This window comes from Hydrogenophaga sp. YM1 (genome assembly GCF_016903055.1).
In the GTDB taxonomy this organism is placed as follows: Bacteria; Pseudomonadota; Gammaproteobacteria; order Burkholderiales; family Burkholderiaceae_C; genus Hydrogenophaga; species Hydrogenophaga borbori.
Genome location: NZ_CP070223.1, coordinates 4,321,320 through 4,333,140, shown reverse-complemented (window position 1 = coordinate 4,333,140; position 11,821 = coordinate 4,321,320). Strand labels below are relative to the sequence as shown.

At 70.7% G+C, this 11,821-nt stretch carries 13 protein-coding genes; 8 read left to right on the top strand and 5 right to left on the bottom strand.

The annotated features are described in order from the left end of the window. Positions 1 to 35 precede the first annotated feature (35 nt). The 3 genes from JNX00_RS20390 to JNX00_RS20380 all read right to left on the bottom strand — a co-directional run bounded on the left by JNX00_RS20390 (position 36) and on the right by JNX00_RS20380 (position 1,433). Entirely contained in the window at positions 36 to 266 is a 231-nt protein-coding gene (locus tag JNX00_RS20390; RefSeq protein ID WP_204743510.1) for a DUF2798 domain-containing protein, read from the bottom strand. Between the two features lie 26 nt (positions 267 to 292). Then, the gene (locus tag JNX00_RS20385; protein ID WP_204743509.1) at positions 293 to 862 is read right to left on the bottom strand and encodes a flavodoxin family protein; all 570 of its coding nucleotides are present in this window, start codon (positions 860 to 862) and stop codon (positions 293 to 295) included. A 79-nt stretch (positions 863 to 941) separates the two neighbouring features. Beyond that, entirely contained in the window at positions 942 to 1,433 is a 492-nt protein-coding gene (locus JNX00_RS20380; RefSeq protein WP_204743508.1) for a DUF2938 family protein, read from the bottom strand. A gap of 84 nt (positions 1,434 to 1,517) precedes the next feature. Here JNX00_RS20380 and JNX00_RS20375 point away from each other — a divergent pair, with 84 nt between their 5' ends. From JNX00_RS20375 to JNX00_RS20365, 3 genes are all read left to right on the top strand, one after another. Beyond that, positions 1,518 to 1,946 carry a helix-turn-helix domain-containing protein gene (locus JNX00_RS20375; RefSeq protein WP_204743507.1) on the top strand — a complete coding sequence of 143 codons (429 nt, stop codon included), beginning with the start codon at positions 1,518 to 1,520 and terminating at the stop codon, positions 1,944 to 1,946. 155 nt (positions 1,947 to 2,101) lie between these two features. Then, the gene (locus tag JNX00_RS20370) at positions 2,102 to 3,373 is read left to right on the top strand and encodes a thiolase family protein (protein WP_239478194.1); all 1,272 of its coding nucleotides are present in this window, start codon (positions 2,102 to 2,104) and stop codon (positions 3,371 to 3,373) included. A gap of 1 nt (position 3,374) precedes the next feature. Beyond that, positions 3,375 to 3,794, top strand: coding sequence for a zinc ribbon domain-containing protein (locus tag JNX00_RS20365; protein ID WP_204743506.1), 420 nt, complete (start codon positions 3,375 to 3,377; stop codon positions 3,792 to 3,794). Between the two features lie 24 nt (positions 3,795 to 3,818). Here the strand turns inward: JNX00_RS20365 and JNX00_RS20360 are convergent, their stop codons facing one another. Then, positions 3,819 to 4,235 carry a hypothetical protein gene (locus JNX00_RS20360; RefSeq protein ID WP_204743505.1) on the bottom strand — a complete coding sequence of 139 codons (417 nt, stop codon included), beginning with the start codon at positions 4,233 to 4,235 and terminating at the stop codon, positions 3,819 to 3,821. Positions 4,236 to 4,456: 221 nt separating this feature from the next. Between JNX00_RS20360 and JNX00_RS20355 the strand changes: the two genes are divergently transcribed. After that, positions 4,457 to 6,910 (top strand): autotransporter domain-containing protein, encoded by a 2,454-nt coding sequence (locus JNX00_RS20355; protein ID WP_204743504.1) that lies wholly within the window; start codon positions 4,457 to 4,459, stop codon positions 6,908 to 6,910. A gap of 31 nt (positions 6,911 to 6,941) precedes the next feature. On the opposite strand, the gene JNX00_RS20350 is transcribed toward JNX00_RS20355, so the two are convergent. Next, on the bottom strand, positions 6,942 to 7,730 hold the full coding sequence (locus JNX00_RS20350) for a helix-turn-helix domain-containing protein (protein ID WP_204743503.1): 789 nt from the start codon (positions 7,728 to 7,730) through the stop codon (positions 6,942 to 6,944). Between the two features lie 188 nt (positions 7,731 to 7,918). Here JNX00_RS20350 and JNX00_RS20345 point away from each other — a divergent pair, with 188 nt between their 5' ends. The 4 genes from JNX00_RS20345 to JNX00_RS20330 are packed head-to-tail and all read left to right on the top strand — an operon-like array spanning position 7,919 to position 11,802. Next, a complete protein-coding gene (locus JNX00_RS20345) occupies positions 7,919 to 8,917 on the top strand; it encodes a tripartite tricarboxylate transporter substrate binding protein (protein ID WP_204743502.1) in 999 nt (332 codons plus the stop codon). After that, the gene (locus tag JNX00_RS20340) at positions 8,914 to 9,735 is read left to right on the top strand and encodes an SDR family NAD(P)-dependent oxidoreductase (RefSeq protein WP_204743501.1); all 822 of its coding nucleotides are present in this window, start codon (positions 8,914 to 8,916) and stop codon (positions 9,733 to 9,735) included. The genes JNX00_RS20345 and JNX00_RS20340 overlap by 4 nt, the downstream gene beginning before the upstream one ends. A gap of 19 nt (positions 9,736 to 9,754) precedes the next feature. Then, positions 9,755 to 10,906 carry an acyl-CoA dehydrogenase family protein gene (locus tag JNX00_RS20335; RefSeq protein ID WP_204743500.1) on the top strand — a complete coding sequence of 384 codons (1,152 nt, stop codon included), beginning with the start codon at positions 9,755 to 9,757 and terminating at the stop codon, positions 10,904 to 10,906. After that, complete coding sequence (locus JNX00_RS20330) at positions 10,903 to 11,802, top strand: acyl-CoA dehydrogenase family protein (protein WP_204743499.1); 900 nt, start codon at positions 10,903 to 10,905, stop codon at positions 11,800 to 11,802. Before JNX00_RS20335 ends, JNX00_RS20330 begins: the two co-directional genes overlap by 4 nt. Positions 11,803 to 11,821: the final 19 nt, after the last annotated feature.

The following is an 11,821-nucleotide window of genomic DNA, read 5'->3' as shown; positions in this document are numbered from 1 at the left end:
TGCGGGTGCGGCTGGCGCCAGTATGGCGCGGCGCCTCACGGTCGGCTGTCGACGAGCCAGGCCACGGCGCGGCGCGCGAGCGGCGCCATGACCAGCACCACGGGAAACGCCACCACCCAGGCGGTCAGCCAGGCGCTGGTCCATAGGCCAGCGAAGCCCTGAACGAAGCCGACGGCCCGGTAGGTGGAGATGCCGGACACCAGCAGGGACATGAGGCCCGACAGGATGAAGCCGAAGAGAAGCGGGGCGTATTTCGCGGGAAGCATCGAGGGGTCTCCATGGGGGACAGCGCTCAGGCCGGCACCGCCACGCGGTTCAGGCTCTGGGCGAAGTGTCGGCCAAACAGTCGCGCGGTCTTGATGTCGCCGGGCACGAAGGCGTCTGCCGGGGCCGAGTGGCCGGCCTGGGCCATCAGCCCCGACCAGGAGCCCAGCCGGTTGGCGGCCTCGTCGTAGGGCACGCCGCTGTGCTGCTCGGGCAGGATCGGGTTGCCCATCCACAGCATGCCGTGCTGCATGCTGAAGACGAACATCGACAGCAGGGTCGACTGCTTGTCCCCCGACGGCAGCGAGGACACGGTGAAGCCCGCGGCGAGCTTTCCCCTGAGTTGCTGCGTGCGCCAGAGGCGGCCGGTCGAATCCATGAAATCCTTGAACGGGGCGGATACGCCGCCCAGGTAGGTCGGCGAACCGAAGATGAAACCGTCGTAGCCGATCAGATCGTCGGGCGTGCGCGCGATGTCGTCGGCCTTGACGAGGCGGGCGTCGACGCCGCCGACCTCCTGCGCGCCGATGCGCACCAGGCGGGCGATGTGTTCGGTGTGGCCGTGGGCGCTGTGGTAAATGATGGCGAGTGTGCTCATGGGTGAGGCTCCAGGACGTGGAGGGACTTCGGGTGGTGGAGGGCCTTCGTCGAGAAATCCCGATCGATGAAGGCGCGGATCAGTGAGACGCGGCCAGGGCCGCGGCCGCCAGGTACAGGCCGGCACCGAACACGGCGTGGTTGGCCAGGTTGCGCAGGCAGTTCTTCAGCGGCGTGGGCGTCTTCAGGGCCAGGAAGCCGGCGCCCATGGCGGGCTGCATCACGAGCCAGGGAGCGGCCACGGTGGCGAGCCCGAACACCAGGGCCGGCAGGACCGTTGGCTGCGCCAGCCAGTCCAGGCCCAGCGCGGCGATGAGCAGCGCGGCGTAGGCGATGCCGACGAGGTAGTGGGTGAGCCAGCCCAGGCCGCGCTCAAAGGGCAGGGGCGGGGCCTTGGCGATGGCCGCGTGGGCGAACCGCCCCCGGGCGATGTGCCCCACCCAGCGACCGACCATGGCGAAGCCCGCGGTGGGCACGCCCAGGCGCGCCAGGACCAGCAGCCAGACGTCCATCAGGGCCGTGGCGCCAATGCCGATGAGAACGGTGTGTGCGATGAGGGGCAGGGAAGGCATGGGGGATCTCCAGGAATCGATTGACTTTTTGATGCGATGGAGAAAGCATAGAAGTTGAAGTCAACTTCAAGTCAAGCGGTTTTTATGGACATCTCGGAAGTCGCCAAGCAATCCGGCGTGGCCGCCTCGGCGCTGCGCTACTACGAGCGCAAGGGGCTCATCCGTTCCCTGGCGTCCGCCGGGGCGCGGCGCCGCTTCTCGCCGGCGGTGCTGGACCAGCTGGCGCTCATCGCCCTGGGTCAGGCGGCGGGGTTCTCGCTGGACGAGATCCGGGAGATGTTCACGCCCGGTGGCGCGCCCCGCATCGACCGGGCCATGCTGTCGTCCAAGGCCGACGAACTCGAGCGCATGGTCAAGCGCCTGAAGGCCATGGCCGAGGGCCTGCGGCACGCCGCGGCCTGCCCCGCGCCGAGCCACGCGCAGTGCCCTTCGTTCCAGCGCCTGCTCAAGGCCGCGTCGGCCGGCGCGCTGGAGAACCGTCAGCGGTACCGGCCGCTGCGCCACGGCGAATGAGCCGCATCAGCCGACGGGGACGGCGGCGCGTGCGCAAGCTTGATGCGCATCAACATCGGCGGGTGGCACCGGACTAGATTGCGCTTCCTGGGTCAAGGCAGTCGCCCACGGTCGAGGCGGTCCACGGGCCCTGGAAAGGGGTGCGTATGCGGAACATGTTGCGCGAACCGGTGGCGATTGCCGGCGTCGGGTGTTCGCGATTCGGTGACCTGCTCAGCACGCCCGGTCTCAAGGGACTGAGCCTGCAGGAGCTGACCGCCACAGCGGTGAAGGAGGCCCTCGACGACGCCGGGCTGAGCGGCCAGGACGTCGATGCGGTGTTCGCCGGCAATGCCATGGTGCACAGCTCGCAGGTGCCGGGCACCTATACCCAGCTCGCGAAATGGACCGGAACGCAGTTCAAGGCTGGCGTGCATTTCGAGGCGCAGTGTTCGACCACCAGCGTTGGCGCGGCGATGGCGGCGATGGCGGTGGCGGCCGGGGTCTATGACGTCTGCCTGGTCTATGGCCTCGAGACCACGCGCACCAAGGTGAAGGGCTACAGCCCCTACGAGCGCGAGCCGATCAGCCACCAGCAGACCTGGCTCTGGACCGACATGGCGGTGAATCAGGCCTATGGCGTGCCGCAGGGCTACGACATCTTCTCCACCTACAACGGCCTGGTCGCGCTCGGCTACTGCCGCAAGTACGGCATCTCGATCGAGGACTACGACCGCGGCATGTTCGAGCTCTGCCGCACGCGGCGGCTGCACGGTTCGATGAACCCGAAGGCGAACGTGCAGGAGACCCTGGAAGCGAAGGCCGCGTCCGAAGGCTTCTCCGATCCCTACGATCTCTGGCGGTCCGACCAGCACAACCCCTTCGTCGCCTGGCCGTCGCGGCTGATGAGTCTGGTCACGACCGCCGACGGCGCGTCGGCGCTGGTGATCGCGCGGCCCGGGGCCTTGCGCGGTGCCAAGGCGGCGCCGATCGGCTTCAAGGGCTTCGGCATCTGCTACAGCGACCTGCCCTGGTATGGCGAGGACCCCACGCAGTGGGAGTTCGATCGGCGCGCCTGCCAGGCGGCGATGGACATGGCGGGCATCAAGGCCGGCGACCTCGGCTACCTGCACACGCACGACTGCTCGCACATCTCCGGGCTTTGCACGGCGGAGATGATCGGCTACCTGAAGGCCGGCGAAGGCTTGACGGCGGCGCGCGAGGGTCGCCTCCGGTTCGACGGCGATCGGCCGATGTCCACGCACGGGGGGCGGCACGCCTTCGGGCACGCCTGGGGCGCGAGTGCGGGCTCCGACATCTACGAGGCCGCGCTGCAGATGCGCGGCCAGGCGGGCCGGCGCCAGATGCCGAAGCGGCCCGAGGTCGCCATGATCCACACGCATGGCTACGCGATGATCAGCACCGCGGTTGTTCTGGGAGCCATTTGACATGAGCAACGAAGAGACCCGCCCCAGCGCGATCCGCTGGTACTACGAGGGGCTGAAGGAAGGTGTGTTTCGCGCCATGCGGTGCAGCACCTGCGGCCAGTTGACGTTCCCGCCCACGGGATGCTGCGAGCACTGCGGCAGTTGGTCGGTCGAGGGCGCCGAGATCAGCGGCGAGGGCACGCTGCTCTTCGCGACGCACAACATCGCGCCGGCCTGCCACCCGCGCTTCGAGGCGATCGCACCGTATGTCTACGGCCATATCCGGCTGAAGGAAGGCAACATCGTCCAGGCGATCGTGCTGGGCGTGGAGGCGGTGCCGGACCAGTTGCACGCGCTGTTCAAGCGTGGCCCGGTGCCGGTGAAGGCCGAGACGCTGACGATGCAGGACCTGCCGGTGCTGGCGTTTCGGCTCGCCGGCTGACGCGGGCACGGCTGCGCCGGGCGCTCAGTCCCGGCAGTAGCCCTCGCCGGTCCGGACCTTCAGGCAGTCCTTCTTGCCGGCCAGCCACTTCATGCCTGTCTGCTCGCCGTTGCTGGCGCGCAGGACTTCCTGCTTTCCATCGCGTTCGAACTCGATCGCATCACCCACCGCCATGCCGACGAAGGTTCGCGGCCCATCCAGGTTCTGCACGGTGACGTCGTAGTGGCCGTTGCCGCCCGTGATGCGGACGAAGGTCCCTTCCGGACCGTTCCACTGACCGATCCACTGGTCGGTGCTGGGGGCGGGGGGCGGGGCCGGCGCCGGGCTTGGCGCCGGTGATGCGGGGGCCGTCGGAGCGGCGGTGTCGCGGTCCCCGCAGGCCGCGAGCGACAGGGCCAGCGCAAGGGCCGCTGTCAGATGCCATGGCGTTGACGTGTTCATGGGAACAGTGTGCCGTGGTGTCCGCCGGATGAGAAGCCAAAGCCGCTCGCGTTGCTGGTTCATCCGTTGACCATGCGGTTCAGAGTCCTTGCTCCCACAACATCTAGACTGCCGCGCTTCGCGGGGTGTGCCTTGTGCATGCTCAATGTAGTGCTATTGTTTTCATAGGGGGCGATTCAGTGAACCGACATCAGGGAACGGTAGGGAACGCAGCACTGGTCTTGGCCGGTTTGGCCACCAGTGGCCTGTCGCAGGCGGCCAGCTTCACGGCGTCCAACGAAGCGGAACTGATCGCGGCGATCCATGCGGCCAACGCGAGCGCCGACCCGAGTTCCACGATCGGCCTGATCGGCTCCTTCACTGTCACGGCGACGCTGCCACCGATCCGAGGGAACGTGGCCCTCTCGCCCAGCGGCGGCACCTTGACGGTGGAGTCTGCTGCCGGGGCCGGGCTGACGTTCGAAGCCGGTGCGAGCTATGGCACCCTCGGCGGATTGCAGGTGGGGCAAACGGCGGGCACCGCGGGCGCATTGACCGTTCAGGGCGCGGGCACCTCGGTGACGTCGACCGTGCTGCAGGGAGTGTCCGGGCAGGCCCGCATCCGTGTGCTGGACGGGGGCTTCCTTGCCTCGACCGGACCCTCCGGCATGCGCTTCGGGGGCACCTCGGCCACGGTGTCCAGCGGCGGCATCGCCGATGTGCTCGTCAGCGGTGCCGGCTCGAGACTGCGCTCCTCGGTCCTGTATATCCATCAGCGCGGCACGCTGGAGGTGTCCGACGGCGGCGCGTTGGAGGGGGCGGTGCTGCATCTGGGCTCCATGCCCGGCGGTTTCACAGGTCTGGTCACGGGGGCCGGCTCCAGGCTCGCGTCGACCACCGCCACCATCAACTTGGGCGCGTCGGGCTCGGCCACGCTGACCGTGGCCGACGGTGCGGTGGTCTCCGCCAACAGCGGGGCCTCTGCCATCAACCTGGCCGCCAACGCCGCCGGCTCCGCCGTCCTGAACATTGGCGGCGCCGTGGGCCAGGCCGCGGTCGCGCCAGGCGCGGTGATCGCCTCCGTCGTGAACGGCGGCGCCGGCACGGCGGTGCTGAACTTCAACCACAACGCCGCCGCGTACAGCTTCGCGCCGGCCATCACCGGCAGCATCAGCCTCAACCACGTGGGCAGTGGCACGACCACGCTCACCCGCGCCAGCACCTACAGCGGGGCCACCCACATCACCGGCGGCACGCTGCGCGCGGGCGTGGCCAACGCCTTCAGCGCCGCTTCGGCGCACACGGTCGGCGCCTCGGGCGCGCTCGACGCCGGCGATTTCGACCAGACCCTCAGCACGCTGAACAACGCCGGCACGGTCTCGCTGCCCGGCGGCACGCTCACCATGACGGGCGCCTACGTGGGCCAGGGCGGCACCTTGCGCGTGGGCACGGCCCCGGGCGCGGGCGGCCTGGCCAGTGGCCGGCTGGTGCTCAATGGCGCGGGGGCCAGCGCCACCGGCACCACGCTGCTGGGCATCGCCCACTTCGGCGGCCTGGGCGCGCCTACCACGGGCGATGGCATCGAGGTCATCACCGCCACCGGCGGCGCCACCACCACCGCGCAGACCACCAAGGACGCGTTCCGCCTGGCCAACGGTGTCGTGGGCGGTGGCGCCTACCAGTACCGCCTGTACGCGGCCGACGCCAACGGCGTCGGCGAGAACTGGTACCTGCGCTCCGACGGCCTTCGCAGCGAAGTGGCGCTGTACGCGGTGGTGCCCGAGCAGTTCCGCGCGCTCGACATCGCCATGCTCGGCAACCGCCAGCAGCGCATGGGCGAATCGCGCGCAGGCACCGACAACAGCGGGCGCGAGCGCCAGGCCTGGGGCCGCGTGTTCAGCGTGGACCGCGACATCGCGCAGCAGGGCACGGTCAGCCCCATGAGCAACGGCCGCCTGAACGGCTTCCAGACCGGCACCGACCTGTGGAACGAAGGGGATTGGCGCGCGGGCCTCTACCTGGGCCAGCTCGAGGGCGACATGGATGTGCGTGGTCAGGCCAGCGGCGCCGCGAACTACCTGTCCGGCCGCAACGACCTGCGCAGCCAGTACCTGGGCGGCTACGCCACCTGGCAGCGCGACAGCCTGAGCCTGGACGCCGTGCTGCAGCTGGGCCACCACCGCTACAGCGCCACGCCGGCGCAGGGCGAATCGAGCGCCGGCACGGGCGACAGCCTGATGGCGTCGTTGGAAGCCGGCCAGGGTTTCGCACTCTCGCCGCGCTGGCTGATCGAGCCCTCGGTGCAACTGGCCTACCAGCGCCTGAGCCTGGACGAGACCGGCCTGAGCGGAGCCTCCGTGCAGCAGGACACCGGTGGCAGCTGGATCGCTCGCATGGGGGTGCGCGTGAAAGGGCTTTTCAACGCAGGCCCCGGCGCGCTGCGCCCCTACGCCAGCCTGAACCTCTACAAGCGCAGCAACAGCACGGACATCACGCGCTTCGTCGGCGGCGCCGGTGGCACCGACATCAGCAGTCGCACCGGCGGCAGCAGCAGTGAGCTGAGCGCGGGCCTGGACTGGCGACTCGGCCCCACCGTCAGCCTGTACGGCGAGGTGAGCCGGCTGTGGGACCTGGGCGGCGACGCGCGCACCGGCAGCGGCCTGAGCGGTGGCGTGGGCGTGCGGGTGCTGTGGTGATCCGGGTCGGGGGCGGAGCGGCGCACGGCGCCTAGTCGCGCGCCCGGCCAGGCCCCGCGGCCTGCACTTCTTCCACGATCACCTTCTTCCACGCCGCGATGCGCGACTCCGTGACCATGGTGGCGTGCGCGGCGATGCTGATGGCCAGGTGCGGCGTGCCCTCGCTCGCGGGCAGGGCGCGGCCCATGCCGAAGCCGTCGTCCACCACCGTGCCCTGGCTGATGGCGAAGCCGCTGCGGCGCACCAGGGCCACGGCGGCGCGCAGGCTGTTGGCGTTCAGGCGCGGGTAGCGGTCCAGCCCCGGCGCCACGGCGCGGATCATGTCGTCGGCGCGCGCGGGCTCGAGCGCGGCCAGCAGGGCGGTGGCGCCCGCGCCCACGCCGAGCAGGCGGCGTTGGCCCACGTCCACCGGCACGAAACGCACCACCGCGTTGCCGTCCACCTTGAGCAGGCACACGGCCTCGGTGCCGCTGCGCCGCATCAGGTAGGCGGTGACGCCCGTGCGCGCCGCCACCGCCTCCACCGCGTGGCGCCAGCGCCTCACGTCCTGCGAGCCCGCGGCGGGCGTGAGACCGAACTCGTGGATCAACGGGCCCATGCGGTAGCGGCGGCCATCGGCGCGCTCGACCAGGCGCTCGTCGAGCAGGCAGCCCAGGATGCGGTGCACCGTGGAGCGCGGCAGCGCCAGGCGCTGCGCGATGCCGGCGAGCGAATCGCCTTCGGCGCCGGCCTGGGCGATGGCGCGCAGGATGCTGGCCGCGCGGTGCACGGCCTGCGTGCCGTCGGAACTGGGGGGTGGCGGCGCGGCGGTGCGGGGCATGGTCTTGGTGGTCCGAGTTTTCGATCCAAGCATTCTGTCCACATCGTGGAACACTGGGAATGTGTTTTCCCCTAAAGCGGAGGCCGCCAGGTTTCAGAGAGAGAAGGCCGTTCCTAGAATCGCGCCCCACTGGCCGCTTCCAGGCATGCAGGTCAGATGTTCCATCAATTGAAACAGGAGACAGACCCATGCCCCGCACGCCGATCCACCGCCCTTCTTCGCCGCGCCGCCGCTGGCTCGCGCGCGCCGCCGCCAGCGCGCTGGCGCTGGCCGCCGCTGCCGGCGGCGCCTGGGCGCAGGCCGATTTCCCGAACCGGCCGGTGAAGCTGGTCGTGCCCTTTGCGGCCGGCGGCTCCGACACCATGGCGCGCGCCTTCGCCGAGAAGCTGGGTGCCGTGCTCCGGCAGCCGGTGGTGGTGGAGAACAAGCCCGGTGGCGCGGCCATCATCGGCTCGCAGCATGTGGCGCAGTCGCCGGCCGACGGCTACACCATGCTGTGGCTGGGCGGCGGCAGCCTCACGCCCGTGCTCATCAAGGACCTGAAGTTCGACATCCTCAAGTCGCTGCGGTCGGTGGTGAGCATCGCCCGCGGTGGCATGACGCTGATGGTTCCCGGCGCGATGCCGGTGAACAACTTCAGCGAGTTCATGGCCTACGCCAAGGCGAACCCGGGCAAGCTGAACTACTCGCACACGGCCGGCAGCATCCTGCTGGCCACCGAGATGCTGAAGTCCAAGGCCGGCTTCGAGGCGGTGGCCATTCCGTACAAGGGCTCCACGCAGGTGGCCACGGCGCTGATGACGAACGAAATCCAGATGGGGATCGACGTGCCGGTGTTCTACCTGGGCATGATCAAGGAGGGGCGCATCAAGGCGATCGCGCACGGGGCGCAGGAGCGCTCCCCCTCGCTGCCCGACGTGCCCACGCTGGCCGAGGTCGGCGTGCGCGATCTGCAGTTCGCCTTCTCCTATGGCATCTGGGTGCCGGCTGGCACGCCCGACGCGGTGGTCGAGAAACTCAACGCGGCCTTCAACGAGGTCCTGAAAGACCCATCCATCCGCGAGCGCCTGGCGCAGGCCGGCGTGGTGCCCGTGGGCGGTGGCACCGAGGTGCACGCGCAGAACACGAAGGCCGAGCAGGACATGTGGGCGGCGGCGGCCAAGCAGATCGGGTACCACCCGCAATGAGCGTGCCGGGTTTGTTCTCTCTGGTGGGCAAGACGGTCGTCGTCACCGGCGGCGGCAAGGGCATCGGGCGTGGCATCTCGGACGCGATGGCGCGGTGCGGTGCGAACGTGGTGGTGTCGGGGCGCGGCGCCCTGGCGCTGGACGAGACGGTGCGCGGCGTGCAGGCCCTGGGCGCGCAAGCCCTCGCGGTGGTGGGCGACATCACGCGCAGCGACGACCGCGACCGCCTGATCGCCGCCACGCTCGAGCGCTTCGGCGCCATCGACGGCTGGGTCAACAACGCCGGCAGCGCCAGCCCCGCCGACGTCGGGCCGCTCGACACCATCGGCGAGGCGCAGTGGGACCGCGTGGTCGACCTCAACCTCAAGGCCGCGTTCTTCGCCGCGCAGGCCGCCGCGCGCGCCATGGTGCGCGGGGGATCGATCGTCAACATCAGCTCGCGCAGCGCCTCGTATCCCAACCCGGGCACGGGGCACTACGGCGCGGCCAAGGCGGCGCTGGAGAACCTCACGCGCACCATGGCCGCCGAATGGGGCCACCGCGGCATCCGCGTGAACGCGGTGGCGCCCGGCGTGGTGATGACGGATGAGCTGGCGAAGACCTTCGACACGCCCGAACGCATCCGCCGCCAGGTGCAGACCGTGCCGCTGCAGCGCCTGGGCCGCCCCGAGGACGTGGGGCCGCTGTGCGCCTACCTGGTGAGCGACGCGTCCGCGTGGACCAGTGGAACGGTGATCGGCGTCAACGGCGGCAGCTTCGTGCCCATGGGCTACCTGAGTTACCTGCACCAGGTCAACCGCGACGCCGCACCCGCCTGAAAGAACGACAGGGACTCACATGGATTTCTCGTGGACCGAGGAGCAGACGGCCTTGCGCGAACGCGTGCGCGACCTGCTCGCGCGCGAACTGCCGCCCGATTGGGCGCGCCTGAGCCGCCACGGCCCGGGCAGCCCGGAGCAGACGGCCTTCTCGCTGAATTTCTGCCCGAAGCTGGCCGAGGCCGGCCTGCTGGTGCCGCACTGGCCGGTGGAGCACGGTGGCCGCGGCGCGCCGCCCTGGCACCACTTCATCATCGGTGAAGAGCTCTGGGCCGCTGGCGAACCGCGCGGCGCGCAGTACATGAACGTCAACTTCATCGGCCAGACCATCATGCGTTTCGGCTCGGTGCCGCAGCAGCGGCGCTACCTGCCGCCGATGGCGGCGGGTCAGGCGATCTGGTGCCAGGGCTTCTCCGAGCCGTCGGCGGGCTCGGACCTCGCGGCCTTGCGCACGCGCGCCGAGCGGCGGGGCCAGGACTATGTGATCAACGGCTCCAAGATCTGGACCTCGTACGCCGGCCTGGCGCAGACCTGCTTCCTGCTCGCGCGCACCGGCGGCGCGGGCCGCCAGGGCATCTGCATCTTCCTCGTGCCCATGGACACGCCGGGCATCACCGTGCGCGGCATTCCTTCGCTGATCGGCGAGGGCGACATCCACGAGGTCTTCTTCGACGACGTGGTGGTACCGGCCGATGCGCTGCTCGGCGAGGAGGGTCAGGCCTGGCCCATCATCGGCTGGGCGCTGTCGCACGAGCGCGTGGGCATCGCGCGCTACGCCTTCTCGCGCCGCGTGCTCGACGGCTTGGTGCGCCAACTGCAGTCGCAAGGCCGCTTCGACGATCCGCTGATCCGGGCGCGCGCGGGCCAGGCGCTGGCCGCCATCGAGGCCGCGCGCCTGCTGGTCTACCGCGTGATTCACCAGCGCGCGCGCGGCCTGCCGCCCACGGCCGACGCCAACGTGGCCCGCACGGCCGTGATCGCGGCCGACCACCAGGTGTCCGATTTCGGCATGCAGTTCCTGCCCGACAGCTACTGCGGCGACGCCTTCCCGCTGCACCTCTCGCACCACGAACGCGCCATCGCCGCCGGCATCGCGGCGGGCGCGGCCGAGGTCCAGCTCAACCTGGTGGCGCAGGACTTCCTGAAGCTGCCGCGCGAGGCCCGCGCATGAACTTTGAACTCAACGACGACCAGCGCGCCCTGCTCGACGCGGTGGAGCAGGTGGTGCAGCACCACCTCGCGCGAACGCCCGCGCCGGCGCGCGTGGAGTGCCTGTCCGAACTGGACCGCGACCTGGAGCAGGGCGGCTACTTCGAGGCCATGACCACCGAAGGCCTGGGCCCGGTGGCCGCCGCCGCGATGGTGATCGCCCTGGCGCGCCTGCCGTTCTGCACCGAGCTCGGCGCGTCGGCGCTGCTGGCGCCGCGGCTGGGCCTGCCGCGCGTGTGCGCGGTGCTGGGCGAGGACCGGCACGCGCCGGCGCGCTTTCTCGCGCAGGCGGCCTGCGCGGTGGCCATCGAGGCCGATGGGGTGTTCGCCGCGGCGCTGGCGCCGGGCGACGCGCGCGAGGTCGAGAGCCTGTGGGCCTACCCCATGGGCGAACTGGTCGCGCCCGAGGCCCTGTCCTGGCGGCGGCTCGACACCGACCCCAAGGCCTGCCTGGACCTCTGGCGCGTGGCCATCGCCGCCGAGATCGCCGGCTGCCTGTCGGCCGCGCTGGCCAGCGTGGTGCAGCACGTGAGCGACCGGCGCCAGTTCGGCCGCCCGCTGGGCAGCCTGCAGGCCGTGCAGCACCGGCTGGCGCACAGCGCCGTGGCCGTGGAGGGGGTGCGCTGGCTGGCGCTGGCGGCGGCGGCGGGCAGTGTGCCGGCCGCGCTGGCCCTGGGCCAGGCGCAGCAGGCCGTGCGCCCGGTGGCCTACGACCTGCACCAGTTCATGGGCGCCATGGGCCTCACGCTGGAACACCCGCTGCACCGCTGGACCTACCGCGCGCGGCGCCTGCAATCGGAACTCGGCGCGGCGGATCGCCAGTTCCAGCTCGCGGCCGGTCAGGCCTGGCCCGCATGACATGAGTTCAGGAAAGACC